This window comes from Mesorhizobium sp. P2_C7, from assembly GCF_056404515.1.
Genome location: NZ_JBFUDW010000006.1, coordinates 228,132 through 244,899 on the forward strand (window position 1 = coordinate 228,132; position 16,768 = coordinate 244,899).

The following is a 16,768-nucleotide window of genomic DNA, read 5'->3' on the forward strand; positions in this document are numbered from 1 at the left end:
CATGCTCTCCGCGATCCTCAACACCAGCCCGCTGGTCCGCCGCCTGATTGCGCTCGCCCTTGCGGCGGTGACGGCCTGTGTCCTGGCCTGGGCGGTGTTCGCGGGGCTCAACAGCGTCGCCTCGGCGCAAGCCGGGATCGAGGAAAAGCGCGAGCTTCTCGGCCAGTTGCAGAGCGTGGCGGCGCTGGCCAAGCGCCTCGACAGCGCCGCCAGCCCCGTGGCCGCGGCAAATCCCGAGTTTCTCACCGGCGAAAGCGAAGCGATCATTCGCGGCGGGCTGCAGACCCGGCTGAACGCGATTGCCACCGCCAACGGGGTCAACGTGCTGTCGGCCGGCAATGCGCCGGTGCTGAGCGAAGCGGGCGTCGATTTCATCGGACTGCGGGCCAACCTTTCGGGACCGCTGGAGGGCATTCACAACGCCGTTCTCGCCATCGAAACGTCGCTTCCGGTGCTTTTCATTCGCGAGGCCACTCTGCGCACGACCGACGTCGGGCCGGTCGCCGGGCGCACCGGCGACCCTGAGATCTTTGCCGAAATCCTGTTTTACGGCCCGCTGCAAACGCCGGTGGCGCCGGCGCCGGGCGGGGTCAAGCCATGACCCGGAAATTCGCCGGGCTGGCGATTGCGGCCATGATCGCGGGCCTCGTCCTGGTCAATGTCGTCCTCTACGACACGCCGGTCGACATCTCGCCGGTCGCTTCCGGCAAGGGGCATGACGGCGGCCTGGCCTCGGCGGCGGGCGCGCTGCAGTTTCCCGAGGCCGGCAATTTCAGCGAGACGTTCGAGCGGCCGCTGTTCACGCCGATGCGCCGGAAATTCGTCGCCCCGCCGGCCGGGCCGCCGCCGGTTGCGGTCGTCGCGGCCGCCGTCGAACAGACGCCGGCACCGCCCGAGGCCGCGCCCGCCGCCGCGCCTGCACTTCTGGGCATCAGCATTCACGGTGGGGCGGCGAAGGCCCTGATGCGCGTCGCCGGCAGCGAAACCGCGATCTGGTACGGCAGCGGCGAGACCGTCGACGGCTGGACGGTGTCGGCGATCGACAAGGATCAGGCCGTGCTGGAGCGCAATGGCAAGGTGGCGCGGGTCCCGCTCTATCCGCCATGGAAGAACGCCCCGCAACCACCCCCAAATGCCCCGCCAGCGGCCCCGGATGTCCCGCTGCCAGCGCCGAACGAACCGCAACTATGAGCGACCGCCACGAAAGCCTGAACGCAGGGGGCGAAAGCGCGAGCAGCGGCTTTTCGCTGGTCGCCGTGCTGGTGTTCATGCTGATCGTCTCGGCCATCGTCGTCCCCTTTGCCGTGACGGCAAAAACGCGGCTGATGATCGCCAACAACGAGGTCGAGCAGGAACGCCTGTCGCTGCTTGCCGAAGGCCTGGGCAATGTGGTTGCAAGCGAATTGGTCGGCGGCTCGGGGGCGAAAACATTGCCGCTGGATTCCACACCCGCAGCGTGCCGGGAGGGAGGCTTCAGCTTCGATGTCCGCGTCCAGGATCATGACGGGCTGATCGATCTCAATGCCGCGGACGACCAATTGCTGGCGCTTGGTTTCGCATCGCTCGGCTTCCAGCGGGAGATGGCGCAAGCCTTGGCCAAGGCCACGATCCGGTTTCGTGACAATGCCGCGCTGTTCGCTGGCCAACCCCAGTCCAGAAGCCCTGTCGGGCCGCCCCAAGACAAGCAGGCGCCGTTCGAATCGGTGTCCGAACTGCAGGAGTTTTCGGCCCTTGCGTCGTTGCCCTTGCAGACCCTCCACGCTGTTTTCACGGTCAACTCGAAGCGCGGCACGATCAGCGCCGATCGCGCGCCGAACCGTCTTCGCGCTGCTCTTGCCGGCGCCAGCAGCGCATCGGTCACCGAAGCGCCGGCCGACGCATCGGCCTACACTGTCGACGTGGTCGTGAGGCGGGACGGATCCGGGATCACGGCCGAAGCCGGGTTCATCATCGAGAGGTCCCCGCTCAGCCCGACGGCATTTCAGCGCGTTGCCCGAAGCCCGGTCCCTGCGGCCACTGCACTGCCGTCAGTCGTCGGCACAGCCGGCTGCGAGATGCTTTTCGGCGCCGAGGCGGCGCAGATCCTGCGCGGGTGGAGCTCATGAACGCGTCTTCGCAGCCCGTTGGCCAGACCCGGGGCCAGACCCAGGGGATCGAAGCGTTCCTTGCCTTTCTCGAGGGCGAGAAGGTGCTGACCGCGCACGCCGCCCAGCGCGCATTGGGGGCATCGCGAACATCTGGACACCCGTTCGATACTGTGATGACCGAACTCGGCCTGATCGGCGAGCAGGACCTTGCCAACAGCCTCAGCCGCTACCTGAACGCTCCGACGCCGGTCGAGATTCCCGAACAGGTCAGCCCCGAAATGCTGGCAGGCGTGCCGCTGGCCTATCTGCGTGAAAATGCGATCCTGCCGTTGCAGATGGACGCCGAGCGGCTGGTCGTCGCCGTGGCCGATCCGTTCTCGTCGGCAACCATCGACGCGCTCGCCTTTCACTATGAGCGGACGCTGGCGCTGCGCATATTGCCAAGGCGCATGATCGCCGAATGCATCGACCGCATCGAGCAATCGGCCGTGGCGGCCGTTGCAAATGGCGGCAACGGTGGCGAAACCCTGGATTTCGGCCCCGACGACCTCGAACGGTTGAAGGATTTTGCGCGCGAGGCGCCGATCGTTCGCTTCGTCGCCGAGACCATCCACAAGGCGGTCGATGCGAGAGCCACCGACATCCACATCGAGCCGCTCGAGGATCACGTCCGTATCCGCTTCAGGCATGACGGCATGCTGTCCACCGTCGACACTGCGTCCATTGCGATGCTGTCCGGCATCTCCACCCGCATCAAGATCCTGTCGCGGCTCAACATTGCCGAACGGCGCCTGCCGCAGGACGGACGCATGCGCATTGCCGTGCGCGGCCGCGACGTTGACCTGCGCGTCTCGGTCATTCCGTCCATCCACGGCGAAGCCATCGTGCTTCGAATTCTCGACCGCGCGGGCGTCGAATTGAAGTTGGAGAAGCTGGGGTTCGACGGCGGCGCGCAGGCGAAAATCCGCACCATGTCGCAAGCCGCCAACGGCATCGTGCTGATCACCGGGCCGACCGGCAGCGGCAAGACGACGACGCTCTATTCCATCCTCGCGGAACGTTCGCGGCCGGACGTCAAGATTTTCACCGTCGAGGACCCGGTCGAATACCGGATGGCCGGCATCACGCAACTGCAGGTCAATCCGGCGATCGACCTCGACTTTGCCGCCGCCCTGCGTTCGATCCTGCGGCAGGACCCCGATATCATCCTGCTCGGTGAAATTCGCGATCGCGAGACGGCGCAAGTCGCAGTCCAGGCGGCCCTGACCGGCCATCTGGTGTTTTCGACCCTCCACACCAACAGTGCCGCGGGTGCACTCACGCGCCTTCGCGACATGGGCATCGACGGCTATCTGCTCGGCGCGACGATCAGAGGCGTCATCGCACAGAGGCTGTTGCGACGTGTCTGCCCGACCTGCCATGGCGCCGACCAAACAGTTCCGGCCTGCCGCACCTGCAACGGCTCCGGCTACAGCGGGCGCACGGTGACCTACGAAATGCTGCAGGTGTCGCCGCGCATCGCCGAACTTATCGACCAGGGTGCCGGCGAAATGGAGATCGGGAAGATTGCGGCCGAAGACGATCTCGTGCCGATGTCGGTTCACGCAACCGCACTTGCCCGATCGCAGGTCACCACAATGGACGAAGTCCGGCGCGTCATAGATCTCGCAGGAGGTGACTGATGCCGGCCTTTGCCTATCGCGCCTATCTCGTCGACGGCAGCACCGAGACCGGCGTCCTCGATGCATCGACCAAGCAGGATGCCGCCCGCAAACTGGCGCAGCAGGGCCGCCGCTCCTACCATCTTGCCCCGGTGAACGGCGAAAGGCACCAGCTTCGCCTGCCGGGGCGCAGCGCGCTGACGTTCACCCGCAGGGTCGATCTCAGCCGGCTGTTTTCCGAGCTTTCAGTGCTTCTGAACGCCGGCTTCACGGTCGACCGTGCCTTGAACGCGGTTATCTCGGGCGAGGCCAACCGCCAGCGGCGGCAACAGCTGCAATCGGTGCTCGATCTCACGACAGGCGGCCGGCCGATCGCCGAAGCATTTGCCGGCCTGCCGGGCATCACCTCCGACGTTGCCGCCTTGCTCGCCAGCGGCGAGCGCAGCGGCAAGATGGCCTATATATGCCAGCGGCTGGCCGATACGTTCGAGGCAACAGCCAAGCGCCGCGCGGCGATCGTCGAGGCCCTGGCCTATCCGGCTTTCCTGCTCATGGTCATGAGCGGCGCACTGGTCATTCTGGCGACGGTGCTGGTGCCGGCGCTGGAACCGATCTTCGAAGGCTCATCCGCCCCCAAGCCGTTCACCATGACCGTGCTTTCGGCGCTCGGCACGGTGTTCAGGGACTATCCCTTCGTCTTCCCGCTGGCTGCGGTGCTGGGCCTGCTTTCCTATCTTTTCCTGTCCCGGTCCACAGGCGCCAGAAAACAGTTCTCACATTGGCTGTTGAAGGTCCCGTTGATCGGCGCGCTTGTCAGGGATGCCGTGGTCGCGCGCTACCTGGAAACGCTTGCGCTGCTGCTCGGCAATGGCGTGGCGATGACCGAGGCGCTTGGGCTGGCCGCCAACGTTTCCAGGCAGAGTTCACTGGCGGCAAGCTTTGCTTCGATCGAAGAAACCGTCGCCAATGGCGCCCGCCTGCATGGCGCGATCGTCAAGGCAGGGATTTTCGACAACGCGACGATGTCGCTGGTCTCGCTCGGCGAAGAGGCGAATGCGCTTCCGGTGGTGCTGGATCGCGCCGCGAAAATGCTTCAGCTGACGCTGACGCGGCGGATCGACACGGTGCTGAAGCTGTTGACGCCGGCCTTGACGATTTCGCTCGGTTTTCTCGTCGGCAGCCTGGTCATTTCGGTGATGACCACGATCCTCAGCATCAACGATCTGGCGCTGCAATGACGGCCGCGCCGGGAGCCGGAGCACCGGCGGACGCAACCGCCGGGTTTACCCTGGTCGAAATGCTGGTCGTGCTGGCGATCATGGCCCTCGTCGCGGCGATCGCCGCGCCGGGGCTCGTCAGCAATTATCGCACCAAGAACCTGGAGACGATGGCCGGCGAAATCACCATGCGGCTGCGCCTGTCGCGCACATCGGCAATCGCCACCGCCAGGCCGAAGCAGGTCGTTGTCGATCTCGGCACCCGCATCATCCGTTTTGGTGAACGAGACATTGTCGCCCTGCCGGACGATGTCAAAATGACCGTGGTCACCGGCCAGGAGACCGTCGCCAACCGGCAGACGGTCCTCACCTTCCTTCCCGACGGCAGCGCTTCCGGCATGGATATCTCGCTGCAGCAAAAAGGCCGGACCGCGCGCATCGCGGTCAACTGGCTGACCGGGCTTCCGACATGGCGCGCGCTGCCATGACCGGGTCATCGTCGCAGCCCTCCCCCGAAGACGGATTCTCTATCCTCGAAATGATCGTCGCCATGACCATCCTGGCGCTTGTGCTTGGTATCGCCAGCCAGTCGATCGTGCTGGCGAGCCGCAGCATCGCCGTGGCCAAGCGCCAGGCCGAAGCGGCCAGGACCGTGCGTGTGATGCTGGCCGACTACGAAGCCCAAATCCACACGGCTCAATCCGGCTGGACCCTGAAGACCCGCACGATAGACGTGTCGAAGGCAAGGGTAACCGCTGTTGTCATCGAGAGCAGCGGCGGTGCGTTTCCAGGCGGGCCGTTTCTGACCTTCGTGCCCGTGCGGGATCCGGCTATCCCATGAGTGGCCCGTTTTTGCGCACTCGTTCCAAGGTCCGAGCCGGCAGGCTGCGGAAACGTCTTCCAGGCGCCCGTCGGCCTGGCCGCAAATCGCCGCCGGGACCATCGGCATCGGTCGAGGGGTTTGCGCTCATCGACGTGCTGGTCGGGCTGGCCCTGATCGGCGTGATTACGTCGCTGATGATGGTCTTCCTCAGCCAGACCCGAACGATGATACGCATCGAAAAGGCAACCGAATTCCAGATGGAGGTCGATGCCGCATCGCGGTTTCTGGAAGCGGCGATCAGCCATGCCGAGCCGTTGCCCCTGTCCAAGTCGTCGCCGGACATGGTGCTTTATCTCAACGGCAACGGTGCCCGGATCGAATTCAGCGCCGTTCAGGCGATCGGTTTCAAATCCTCCACGCTGCGCGAAATTGCTGTTTCGCTTGGACAGGCCGGAGGCGCGCTGGCCATCGTCCAGAAAACACGGCGCGGCAGCGAACCCGGCACATCGACACCGGGCGAACCGGTGCGGTTGATCGGCGGCGTGAGCGCCATGAAATTCGAATATCTCGACGGTGCGGCGGCGGCCTCGTCATGGTCGCCGAGCTGGACCGTGCCACGGCGCCTGCCCGCCGCCGTGCGCTTCACCATCTCGGTTCTGCGGGATGGTGCGGCCTATTCAGCGAGAGGTTTTGCACGCCTCGACCTGGCAAATGCCCAGGTGCTGCCGCGCACGAAATGAATCCCGGCCGCCATCAGTTGCTGACGTCCTGGTCTTCGCCGGTTCCGTCCGGCTTGCCGTCCTTGCCCAGGCTGCGGATGACCACGCCGCTCGCATCGGCCTTCACTTCGTAGGAATAAGGCCTCCCCCACGGATCCTTCAGGCCGGTTGTTCCCTTGAGATAGGGTCCGTTCCAGCGCGCTTCGCCGGCAGGCGCGGCGACCAGGGCCGAGAGCCCCTCCTCCGCGGTCGGGTATTTCGCGTTGTCGACATAGTAGAGCTCGAGCGCGCTTTCGATGTTGCGAATTTGCGCCTTGGCGGCGTTGGTCCTGGCCGAGCCGAGATAGCGCAGGACCTGCGGCGCGGCCAGTGTCGCGATCAACGCGATGATGGCGAGCACGACCAGGAGCTCGACCAGGGTGAAGCCGCCCTCGCGGTGGTCGCTTTCACCGACAGATTTTCTGGCACCGACAGATTTTCTGGCGCAGCCGGATTTTTCGGAAAGTCGAGTGAAGCGCTGAGTGATCATCAGAGCAGTCCCATGTTCAAACCTGCAAATTGCTCCAGCGCCCAGCTGCAGCCGAGGCCGATGGCGATAAACGGACCGAAGGCAACACGAGCCCGCGCCGCTGCAGGCCCTGTCGCAAGCACGTGCCCGCCGACGAACAGCAGGGCGCTGGCGCTGGCGATGAACAGCAGCACCGGCAACAGCAGCGGGCTGATCCAGCATGCGGCGGCGGCCAGCATCTTGACGTCGCCGAGGCCGAGACCGATCTTGCCGGTCATCAGGAAATGACCGCGCCGTATCAGCCAGGCAACGGCAAAAGTCATGGCTGCAAACAGGAGCCGCAGCGGCAGGCCGTCCGCCTCCGCCGCCATCTGATAGCCAAGGCCGAGGGCGGCCAGAGCCAGGTTGAGCCCGTCCGGGATGATCTGCCTGCGGAAATCGGCGATCGAAATCGCGGCCAGAACCGCCGCCAGGGCGACCGTGGCAGCCAGCACGAGAGATGGGTGCGTGGCCATCGTCAATACGCCAGCCTCTTCAGATCCTGTTGCAGCTTGGTGCCGCCGCGCCGCTTCTGGATCGGCGTCTGCAGGCTGATCTTGCCGCGGAATTCGTCCGTCACTTCGCGGGCTTCGTTGATGTCGCGGACAACATGCGGCCGGATGAAGATGATCAGTTCGGTGCGTCCGATACTGTCCGTCTTCTGCTTGAACGCGTTGCCTATGATCGGGATATCGCCAAGGATCGGCACTTGCGTGCGGTCGACATTGTTGCGCGACTGGATGAGGCCGCCCAGCGCCAGGCTCTCGCCGTCGTTGACCAGCACGCGAGTCTGGATCTTGCGCTGCTGGATGGTCGGTGAATCGATGCCGGAGCTGGTGGTCTTCGTCACATTGCTGACCTCCTGCTCGATGTCGAGCATGACCCTGCCGGCATTGTTGATGCGAGGCGTCACTGTCAGGATGACGCCGGTGTCCTTCATCTCGACCGAGACGACCGGCGCGCTGCCGAACGACTGGTCCACCACCTGTCTTGTGGCGATCGGTACCTGGTCGCCGACCTGCAAGATCGCTTTCTGGTTGTTCAGGGCCATGATGGTTGGCGCCGAGATGACATTGACGTCGGTGATGCTGGAGAGCGCGTTCAGCGTCACCTGGATGTTGTCGGTTGCGTAACTCCAGTTGAAGCCCGGCAGTGCCGCCGCGGCGGCTCCCTTCGCCACGTCGGACAGCGAGATCTTCATGCCGCCATTCTCGAAGAACCAGCGCAGGCCGTATTTCAGCTCGTCGTTGAGCGTGACTTCGGCGATGACGGCTTCCAGCATGACTTGCGTCGGCAGAACGTCGACCTTGGCCAGGATCTGCTCGATGCGTTCGTAGTCGCGCGCCGTGGTCTGGATCAGCAGCGCATTGTTTTCGATATCGGCGACGACCGTGGCGTGGGCGGGCGGCTGTCCGTCCTGCGGGGGCAGCGAAGGCGACGGCCCGGTCAACGGCACCGGCGTGACGCCATCCGATTGCATGGCGATCGGGGTCTGGTCGGGCGACACGTTCGAGCCGCCCGAGTCGCCTTCGGTCTTGACGGTGGTGCCGAGAACGGAGCTCAGCACCGCGGCCAGTTCCTTGGCCGGGCGGTTCTGGATCTGGTAGACGAAAAGCTGGCTTTCGTTGGTCTCGGCCAGCCTGTCGAGCTTGTTGATCCAGCTCGCCGCACGGGCGAGATAGGCCGGGCGCGAGGTGATCACCAGCACCGAATTCAGCCTGTCGTTGGGGATGAACTGGATGAGCTTGGCGCCTGGCCCATCCTTGGTGCCGAAAATCGAATCGAGTTCGGCGGCAACCGCTTCCGGTTTGGAGGTCTTCAGCGGATGCAGCGCGACCGACATGCCGCGCATCCAGTCGACGTCGAACACCGAAACCGCTTCGCGAATGGCATTGAGGTCGCTGTCGTTGCCGGCGACGGTGATCAGGTTGCGGGTGGAATCGACCCGCAGCACCGAGCCCTGGCGGGTGATCGGTTCCAGAATGGTCTTCATCTCATCGGCCGCGATGAATTGCAGCTGCAGCACCTGCACCTTGACGCCGGGGCCGGACGGTGACGTCGACGGCACGCTGACCGGCGGCGTGCTGGACATGATTTCGGAAAGCGGCACAACCTGGTAGGTGCCGGCGCGGTTGGTGATGCCGGCGCCATTCACCGCAAGCGCCGATTGCAGGACGTCGACCAGCGCATCCTTCGACACCGGCTGCGATGTCTGCAGCGTCACCGTGCCTTGCACGCGCGGGTCGACGATGTAGTTGAGGTGAAGCGCATCGCCGAGCACGGCCTTGGCCGCCTCGGCAATCGGCGCGTTGACCAGATTGAGCTCGAACTGGCCCGAGCCATCGGTCGTCACCTTGGTGACGGGGGCTCCGGAGGAGACGAACTGACCCGAGCCCTGATATTGCGCGCCGTTGAAGCGCTGTGCCTGGCCGGCGGCCGACGTGACGGCGCCAGTCCCGGTATATCCCGACCGCAAGGGCGAGTTCTTGGCATGCAGGCTGTCGATGGTCTCGGTGAAGAAGTCCTTGCCCGGCGCGGAAGTGCAGCCGGCAATCGCCAGCAGCGTGCACAACACGACGCGACTACTCGGCTTGCTCGACATCCACCCGATTCCCCTAGATTCCCAGTCTAGGGCTTCTTGCAAGCGGATGTTTGGAATGATGGGCGTATTTGGGGTCTATCCACAGGGTAGGTGATGCAGAGCAACGCGTGCAACGGGTGCCCAAAATGCCGTCGACTGTGATCCGAAACACCAAATACGATCCGGCAACCAGAACGCTCTCCGTCTGGTTTGTCCCAAGCGGCGACAGCTATGACTACGAAGATGTTGCCCCGGCAACCTACGCCGTCTTCAGCTTGACCCAAACCGGTCAGGTGGGGATCGTATCGAGGTCCGGACAGGTGACGATCCTCACCTCAAACCGGCCAATTCAGTACATGATCCTTTGCCTCAGCCATGCAAAGAATCCGTTTCCTCCGAGCGTTGTGCGAACCCGCGCCGCAGCCCAATGTGCTTTCATGGTTGCGCCGACATGACAATCGCAGACGATTTCGTGCAGTTGCCAGTCGCTCAGTTTGAAGAACCGCCTGGCCTCGCCATACGTGTCATCCTTCAGGCCGCATGCACGCAACACCGGATCGTCGAAGGCAACGGCAAGTGCTGATCCGTCCCCCCGCACGCTGGCACGATCCTCCATGTGCAGATATTCGGTACCTGTGAACGCGGCAAGGCATCGCTCGGGATGTTGTTCCAGAAGTTCCGCCCAGCGTTCGATGCGCTGGTTGCGTGTCATTTCCGAATATGCGGCCGAAGTTTCAATCTTGGCGACCGCATGCAGTTGATCGAGTGTCTGATGTTTCATGGCAGTCTCCTGTCAAGAGGGAGAAGCGCCCACGCCTTCAAGGGAATTATCGCGCGATGATGCTTCGACAAGAGCCGGCAACCGCTGGGAAGGAATCAATCTTTGGTACCGCCAGGCCGGGCCGGTCGAGACCATGAGAGTCTACTCGGTGTTCCACCTTCCGGGTTGGCAATGAGCCAATTGCCGATTTCGCACCGACCGGCACCGGCGGCTGGCGGAGCCCGTGGCAATCGATCAATCGCGAGCGTCAAAAAGGACGGCCAGTCCCAGTTCCCTAGCCAAGTCGACGATCTCCTCCGTCAACTCGTCATCTGTATCCTGCAGATAAGGCGCGTCCCTGCGGGTTGCCTCGATTGCCGCTTTGACCGAGATGATATCGCCGTACCGCGAACTTGCCAGCTCTACCGCCAGAAAGTCCCTGGCAGTGCCGACAGGTCCTGTTGTGCGTCTGGCGATGCTCATGTGGCTCCTTCCCCATGATCACCTCCGGCTCATTTTGATCTCGTCCAAGATGCAGATCAATCGATAGTTCGATTCCGTACCAATTGCCGGTTGACGACAGTTGCGGCGTCGTTGGAGTGGCCGGGTGATGCCGGGCCAACCCTTCTTGTGATTGAGCGGACGAGTTTGTCCGCCCCGCCAGTCAGATATCTTTCGCCAAGCGAAGTGCGTCGTAGATCGCAGCGTGGGTGTTTCGAGCTGAAACGGCGTCGCCGATGCGGAAGAGTTGGAACTGGCCCTGCGCATTGCGCACCACCGACTGCGGTTGTCCGGTGATGAGTTCATCGTGCGAAATCTCGCCGTGGTTGGTCGATTTCGGTTTCAGTTCGAAATAGATGTCGTCGAGCGGAATGGTGCCGTGATTGACGACAACCTGATCCACGATGCGCTGTTTGGACACGCCGCCATAGTCACTGCCGACATGGGCAATGAGTTGGTTGCCGTTCTTTTCAACAGACTCCAGCCGATACGTGACCGTGAAGGTCACATCGAGTTTTTGAAGCGACCTCATGTACGGCACGAGGTTCATTGCCATGACCTCGGGTGAAAAGGACCGGTCCGGCGTCATGATTTCAACCTTCGCCCCGGCGCCCGCAAGAAATTCCGCGGCCTGGAGGGCCGCGTGGTCACCCGCATCGTCGTAGATGAGGACGTTTGCTCCCGGCTTCACGTCTCCGGAGATGATGTCCCATGAGGACACCACCAACTCGTTGCCCTTCGAAAGGACGTCGGTGTGCGCCACCCCGCCCGTGGCAATGATGACGACGTCCGGGTTTTCAGCCTCGATGGTTTCCGCTTCTGCCCAGCTATTGAACTGGATGCTCACTCCGTGTTTTTCGCACTGGGCCATGCGCCAATCGATGATGCTCATCATCTCCTTGCGGCGCGGGCTCAGTGCTGTCAGGCGGATTTGCCCTCCCGGTCCGCTCGCGGCTTCGAAGACCACGACCTGGTGTCCCCGCTCACCCGCCACGCGGGCGGCCTCGAGGCCGGCCGGACCTGCGCCGACGACGACGATCTTCTTGCGTGTCTCGGCCTTGGCGACAATGTGCGGCATGGTCAGCTCGCGACCAGTGGCGGGGTTGTGAATGCAGTATGCCGCCCCGCCCTGATAGATGCGGTCAAGGCAATAGTTGGCGCCGACGCAGGGCCTGATTTCGTCTTCGCGCTTTTCGATGATCTTCCGCACGATGTGTGGGTCGGTCATATGAGCGCGCGTCATCCCGATCATGTCGACCTTGCCCGACGCAATCGCGTGGCGCGCAGTCGCCACATCCGGAATTTTCGCCGCATGGAAGGTCGGGAAGTTGGTCGCGGCACGAATCTCGCCCGCAAAATCAAGGTGTGGGGCGTTCGCCATTCCCTGAATCGGAATGACGTCCGTCAGGCCCGCGTCGGTGTCGATGTGGCCGCGGATCACGTTGAGGTAGTCGATAAGTCCGCTTTCCTTGAGGCGTTTGGAGATTTCAAGGCCTTCCGACTTGCCAGTGCCGCCGGGGAGACATTCATCCGCAGTATATCGCACGCCCAGGATGAAGTCCTCGCCCACCCGTGACCGGATCGCCTTCAAGACATCCATGCAGAAGCGCATGCGATTATCGAGCGAACCGCCATAAGGACCGTCAAGTTCGTTCGTGAGGGGAGACGTGAACTGTTCGAGCAGGTGGCCGTAGGCCTCGAGCTCGACGCCATCCATGCCGCCTGCCTTCATCCGTTCGGCGGCGTCTGCGAAGTCCTTGATGATGCGCTCGATATCCCAGTCTTCAATTTTCTTGGGAAACGCTCGGTGCGAGGCTTCACGATGATGGGACGGAGCCACAACGGGCAGCCAATCGCCTTTGTCCCAGCGGGTGCGCCGTCCGAGATGGGTCAGCTGGATCATGATGGCGGCGCCCTCTTCGTGCACCGCATCGGTCATTTGCTTGATCCACGGTACGATCTCGTCCTTGTAGGCGAGCAGGTTGTTGAAAACCGGGGGGCTGTCCTTCGAGACCGCCGCCGACCCGGCCGTCATCGTCATCGCCACACCGCCTTTCGCCCGCTCCACCGTGTAGGCAAGATAGCGCTCCTTCGGCATCCCATCCTCCGGATAGGCCGGCTCGTGGGACGTCACGATGATGCGGTTGCGAAGGGTCAAATGCTTGAGTTTGTACGGCTGCAGAAGAGGATCGTTCGACATCTGACGGACTCCGGGCTGGGATGGCAGGCGCAAACGCTATTTGAAAATGTACAGATATGTCAAGTTTGAGTTCTCATAGGTCGATCAAATCGACACAGGTGTACATTTTTCTGGTGTTCACTTTTTCATTTTGTTAGGTTGGTCGCCCATGGAGCAGATTTCGAACGACAGCGGATGGCGCGGATCGCCAGAGGGGTGGCTTGAAGCCGCCTACGACTTGCTTCTCGAATCCGGCGTTGACACGGTGAGAATTTCGCCCTTGGCCAAGAAGCTGGGCCTGTCCCGCACGAGCTTCTATTGGTTCTTTAAGGATCGAGAGGAGTTGCTGGCTGCCCTCTTGACGCGTTGGCGGGACAAGAACACAGGCAACCTCGTCAAGCAGGCTGAGGCCTATGCCGAGACTGTGGCCGAAGCGATGCTCAACGTTTTCGACTGCTGGCTCGACATGACCTTGTTCGACTCCCAGTTCGAGTTCGCAGTCAGAAGCTGGGCGCTTCAATCTCCCGAGATCCTGGCGGAGGTACAGACAGCCGATCAGACGCGCCTCGACGCGATGAGCCAGATGTTCGTCCGCTTCGGTTACGAGGAAAGCTCAGCCGACGTTCGAGCGCGCACCATCTACCTCGTGCAGATCGGCTACATCTCAATGCAGACCAGGGAAGATCTCGCGGTCCGCATGAAGCGCATTCCCGGGTACGTTGAGATTTTTACGGGCGAGGCCCCACAGAAGCGCGAACTGGATCGGTTCTTCGCCAGACATGGCCATTCGGCGGGTTGAGGAAGAGTTTCGACGATGGGCGAACCCTTGAGTATCGGAATAATCGGTGGTGGTGGATGGCTTGGACGGGCCATCGCAGAGGCCATAATCGATGCACAGATAGTCGCCGCTGAGCACCTCACGCTTTCCTACAGAAGCGGGCAACCCGGCTTTCTGCCAAACGCTGCATGGACCAGGGACAATCAGGAACTGGCGGATCGATCCAATGTCATTATCGTATCGGTCCGCCCCCAGGACTGGCCTGCCATCGACATCTCTGCGTATGGCAAGCTCGCCATGTCGGTCATGGCCGGGGTGCCTCTCGACCAACTGGCTCGACGTCTCAAGACCGAACGCGTCGTGCGCACGCTTCCGAATGCTGCGGCAGAGGTGCGCAATTCCTATACTCCCTGGATAGGCTCTCGGGGTGTCACTGCGGATGACCGCGATGTCGCCCGTCGGATTCTGGAGGCCTGTGGCGCCGCCGATGAAGTCAAAAGTGAAGCAGATATCGACTATCTGACGGGCCTCACCGGATCCGGCCCGGCCTTTCCGGCCCTCCTTGCCGCAGCGATGATGGACGATGCCGTCGGTCGAGGAATAAGCCCGGACATTGCCCGAAGGAGCGTCAGCGCGGTGCTGATTGGAGCGGGAAAACTCCTCGAGGCTCGCGCAGACAATCCCAAAAACATCGTCCAGACCTTCCTCGACTACCGCGGCACCACCGCAGCAGCAATCGAGGCCATGCGCGCAGCCGGGTTTGAAGCGGCCGTGGCAGACGGCCTTGCTGCAGCGCTTCAGAAATCCGTGAGTATGGGACAAGCCTCCTGATTGCCACACGAGGCGGGTTGCCGTCCTCCGACCCGCAGGTGAGATACAATGTCAAAACTCTTTCCGCATCTGTTTTCACCCGTAAAGCTGGGCAGTCGCACCCTGCGAAACCGGATCGTGTTCGGAGCTCACACCGCCAACATGGCCGAAAATGGCGTGCCGACCGAACGGCACGTTGCCTACTATGCCGAACGAGCGATTGGCGGGGCCGGCATGATTGTTGTCGAACCCATGCCCGTCCATCAGGCCGCCGTGCTGACACGCGGCAATTTCCGGCCTGGCGACGATAGCGTCATTCCTCATTTCCAGCAGGTCACGCGGGCGATCAAGGACCACGGGGCGATCGCCATCCAGCAGCTCTACCACGTCGGTGCGCATGGCGATTCGGACAACTCATTTCATGCGCATTGGTCGCCCTCGGGCCTTCCAAGCTATCACGACAGCGACGGCTCCCACGCTATGTCGCAGGATGAGATCTGGGAGACCATCGACGGCTTTGTTCAGGCCGCGCGCCGCTGCCGGGACGCCGGTTTCGATGGTGTCGAAGTCTGGGCTGCCTATGTCGGACTGATCGATCAATTCTGGACACCCTGGACAAACCAACGCGAAGACCAATGGGGAGGCTCGCTCGAAAACCGCACACGGATCTCCCGCGAGATCCTGACCCGCATCCGGGAAACATGCGGCCGAGATTTTATCGTTGGGCTCTCGGTCAGCGATGAGCCCGACTACACAGTCGCGCTCAGTCGGCAGGAACTGGCGGAGATCATTCGGTTGCATGATGAGCAGGGGCTGATCGACTACGTGACCTGCGGAACCGGCAGCTACCTCGATTTCTACAAGATAATGCCGACTTTTCTCTACCCGGAGAAACTTGGCGCCGATCTTGCGGCGACCCTCAAGGGCGTGGTCAAGACGGCCCTCGTGGTGGCCGAAAGCCATATCAGGACGCCTGAAAATGCCGAAACGGTGCTCGGCGAAAAGGCTGCGGACCTGGTCTCGATCGTGCGGGGCCAGATCGCCGACCCGCATCTGGCACGCAAGGCCGCGGCGGACCGGCCGGACGATGTGCGCGGCTGCATATCCTGCAACCAGATGTGCTGGGGCCGCCGTTCACGCGACTACTGGATCAGCTGCCTTATCAATCCTTCGGCAGGACGCGAGTTTGAATGGGGTGGTGACCGGTTCACGGCCGCCGCCATCAAAAAACGGGTGCTTGTCATCGGCGGCGGGCCCGCTGGCCTCGAGACGGCACGCGTTGCCGCCGAACGGGGGCACGACGTGGTGCTGGCCGAAGCCTCCAGCAGACTGGGCGGGAACTTTCTGCTCGCCGGGCTGCAGCCGCGCCGGGGGCAAATCCTCGACCTTCTCGTTTGGTATGAGCGCCAGCTTGACAAATTGAATGTCGACATACGGCTGAACACCTATGTCGAGGCATCGGAAATCCCCTCATTCCAAGCCGACACCGTCATCCTGGCCACGGGGTCGGTGTCTCCCGAAACCGGATTTCAGAAGGCGCTGCCGGCAATGCCGAGCCTGCCAGGCATCGAAAAGGGCAATGTCTTCTCGATCGAAGCCGTGATGGCCCGCCATGCGCGACCCGGCAAGCGCGTGCTTTTGCTCGACGAGGGCGGAGGTTGGCGCGGCGGTGGCACAGCCTGGAAACTTGCCGAGGATGGCCATCAAGTGACCATTCTCACGCCCGATCCGCTGGTCGGCAAGGAACTGCAGCGGACAGCTGCCGATTTCCCGCTGCGACGGACATTGCGCCAGCTTGGCGTCAAATGGTTCGTGGACGTCAGCGTTCTGGAATGGCACGGGGACGGCGTGACCGTCGTCGACCACAACACCCGTGAAGAAAGTTTCGTACCGGGCGATTGCCTTGTTCTCGCAACCACCAACGTGGCGGCGGATTGGCTGGCGAAAGAGTTGAAAGGCACATCGCAACCTTTCACGGAGGTCGGCGATGCCGCCGCTCCACGCCAGGCGCCCTACGCATTCCACGAAGGGAGGAAGGTCGCCTTGCGGCTGTGATAGGCACGCTAGACGGGCCGGATCGATCCAGACAAGCGAAAGACGACGAT

18 protein-coding genes are annotated in these 16,768 nt (G+C 62.8%); 12 read left to right on the plus strand and 6 right to left on the minus strand.

Features of this window, described 5'->3' with window-relative positions:
* Window position 1 precedes the first annotated feature (1 nt).
* The 8 genes from gspM to AC1D2G_RS15095 are packed head-to-tail and all read left to right on the plus strand — an operon-like array spanning window position 2 to window position 6,528.
* Window positions 2-601: a type II secretion system protein GspM gene (gene gspM, locus AC1D2G_RS15060; RefSeq protein WP_477414908.1), complete on the plus strand. Its 600-nt coding sequence runs from the start codon at window positions 2-4 to the stop codon at window positions 599-601.
* Entirely contained in the window at window positions 598-1,191 is a 594-nt protein-coding gene (locus AC1D2G_RS15065; protein WP_477414910.1) for a hypothetical protein, read from the plus strand. The genes gspM and AC1D2G_RS15065 overlap by 4 nt, the downstream gene beginning before the upstream one ends.
* Window positions 1,188-2,105 carry a hypothetical protein gene (locus tag AC1D2G_RS15070; protein ID WP_477414912.1) on the plus strand — a complete coding sequence of 306 codons (918 nt, stop codon included), beginning with the start codon at window positions 1,188-1,190 and terminating at the stop codon, window positions 2,103-2,105. Before AC1D2G_RS15065 ends, AC1D2G_RS15070 begins: the two co-directional genes overlap by 4 nt.
* Window positions 2,102-3,769 (plus strand): GspE/PulE family protein, encoded by a 1,668-nt coding sequence (locus tag AC1D2G_RS15075; protein WP_477414914.1) that lies wholly within the window; start codon window positions 2,102-2,104, stop codon window positions 3,767-3,769. The genes AC1D2G_RS15070 and AC1D2G_RS15075 overlap by 4 nt, the downstream gene beginning before the upstream one ends.
* Window positions 3,769-4,986: a type II secretion system F family protein gene (locus tag AC1D2G_RS15080; protein ID WP_477414916.1), complete on the plus strand. Its 1,218-nt coding sequence runs from the start codon at window positions 3,769-3,771 to the stop codon at window positions 4,984-4,986. The genes AC1D2G_RS15075 and AC1D2G_RS15080 overlap by 1 nt, the downstream gene beginning before the upstream one ends.
* Window positions 4,983-5,453, plus strand: a complete 471-nt coding sequence (locus AC1D2G_RS15085; RefSeq protein WP_477414918.1) for a GspH/FimT family pseudopilin — start codon at window positions 4,983-4,985, stop codon at window positions 5,451-5,453. The genes AC1D2G_RS15080 and AC1D2G_RS15085 overlap by 4 nt, the downstream gene beginning before the upstream one ends.
* The gene (locus tag AC1D2G_RS15090) at window positions 5,450-5,806 is read left to right on the plus strand and encodes a PulJ/GspJ family protein (protein ID WP_477399695.1); all 357 of its coding nucleotides are present in this window, start codon (window positions 5,450-5,452) and stop codon (window positions 5,804-5,806) included. The genes AC1D2G_RS15085 and AC1D2G_RS15090 overlap by 4 nt, the downstream gene beginning before the upstream one ends.
* Window positions 5,803-6,528 carry a PulJ/GspJ family protein gene (locus AC1D2G_RS15095; protein ID WP_477399693.1) on the plus strand — a complete coding sequence of 242 codons (726 nt, stop codon included), beginning with the start codon at window positions 5,803-5,805 and terminating at the stop codon, window positions 6,526-6,528. Before AC1D2G_RS15090 ends, AC1D2G_RS15095 begins: the two co-directional genes overlap by 4 nt.
* Window positions 6,529-6,541: 13 nt before the next feature.
* Here AC1D2G_RS15095 and gspG read toward each other — a convergent pair whose 3' ends face one another.
* The 3 genes from gspG to gspD are packed head-to-tail and all read right to left on the minus strand — an operon-like array spanning window position 6,542 to window position 9,656.
* A complete protein-coding gene (gene gspG, locus AC1D2G_RS15100; RefSeq protein ID WP_477399691.1) occupies window positions 6,542-7,036 on the minus strand; it encodes a type II secretion system major pseudopilin GspG in 495 nt (164 codons plus the stop codon).
* On the minus strand, window positions 7,036-7,530 hold the full coding sequence (locus tag AC1D2G_RS15105; RefSeq protein WP_477399689.1) for a prepilin peptidase: 495 nt from the start codon (window positions 7,528-7,530) through the stop codon (window positions 7,036-7,038). The genes gspG and AC1D2G_RS15105 overlap by 1 nt, the downstream gene beginning before the upstream one ends.
* 2 nt (window positions 7,531-7,532) lie before the next feature.
* On the minus strand, window positions 7,533-9,656 hold the full coding sequence (gene gspD, locus AC1D2G_RS15110; protein ID WP_477414920.1) for a type II secretion system secretin GspD: 2,124 nt from the start codon (window positions 9,654-9,656) through the stop codon (window positions 7,533-7,535).
* A gap of 125 nt (window positions 9,657-9,781) precedes the next feature.
* Here gspD and AC1D2G_RS15115 point away from each other — a divergent pair, with 125 nt between their 5' ends.
* Complete coding sequence (locus AC1D2G_RS15115) at window positions 9,782-10,090, plus strand: KTSC domain-containing protein (protein WP_477399685.1); 309 nt, start codon at window positions 9,782-9,784, stop codon at window positions 10,088-10,090.
* Here the strand turns inward: AC1D2G_RS15115 and AC1D2G_RS15120 are convergent.
* The 3 genes from AC1D2G_RS15120 to AC1D2G_RS15130 all read right to left on the minus strand — a co-directional run bounded on the left by AC1D2G_RS15120 (window position 9,985) and on the right by AC1D2G_RS15130 (window position 13,096).
* Window positions 9,985-10,416 (minus strand): hypothetical protein, encoded by a 432-nt coding sequence (locus AC1D2G_RS15120; RefSeq protein ID WP_477399683.1) that lies wholly within the window; start codon window positions 10,414-10,416, stop codon window positions 9,985-9,987. The two genes, AC1D2G_RS15115 and AC1D2G_RS15120, sit on opposite strands and share 106 nt — an antisense overlap.
* 234 nt (window positions 10,417-10,650) lie before the next feature.
* The gene (locus AC1D2G_RS15125) at window positions 10,651-10,878 is read right to left on the minus strand and encodes a hypothetical protein (RefSeq protein ID WP_477399682.1); all 228 of its coding nucleotides are present in this window, start codon (window positions 10,876-10,878) and stop codon (window positions 10,651-10,653) included.
* Between the two features lie 181 nt (window positions 10,879-11,059).
* Window positions 11,060-13,096, minus strand: a complete 2,037-nt coding sequence (locus tag AC1D2G_RS15130; RefSeq protein WP_477414922.1) for an oxidoreductase — start codon at window positions 13,094-13,096, stop codon at window positions 11,060-11,062.
* 148 nt (window positions 13,097-13,244) lie between these two features.
* Between AC1D2G_RS15130 and AC1D2G_RS15135 the strand changes: the two genes are divergently transcribed.
* The 3 genes from AC1D2G_RS15135 to AC1D2G_RS15145 are packed head-to-tail and all read left to right on the plus strand — an operon-like array spanning window position 13,245 to window position 16,718.
* Window positions 13,245-13,874, plus strand: coding sequence for a TetR/AcrR family transcriptional regulator (locus AC1D2G_RS15135; RefSeq protein ID WP_477414924.1), 630 nt, complete (start codon window positions 13,245-13,247; stop codon window positions 13,872-13,874).
* Between the two features lie 15 nt (window positions 13,875-13,889).
* Window positions 13,890-14,684, plus strand: a complete 795-nt coding sequence (locus AC1D2G_RS15140) for a pyrroline-5-carboxylate reductase family protein (protein WP_477414926.1) — start codon at window positions 13,890-13,892, stop codon at window positions 14,682-14,684.
* A gap of 48 nt (window positions 14,685-14,732) precedes the next feature.
* Complete coding sequence (locus AC1D2G_RS15145; protein WP_477414928.1) at window positions 14,733-16,718, plus strand: oxidoreductase; 1,986 nt, start codon at window positions 14,733-14,735, stop codon at window positions 16,716-16,718.
* Window positions 16,719-16,768: the final 50 nt, after the last annotated feature.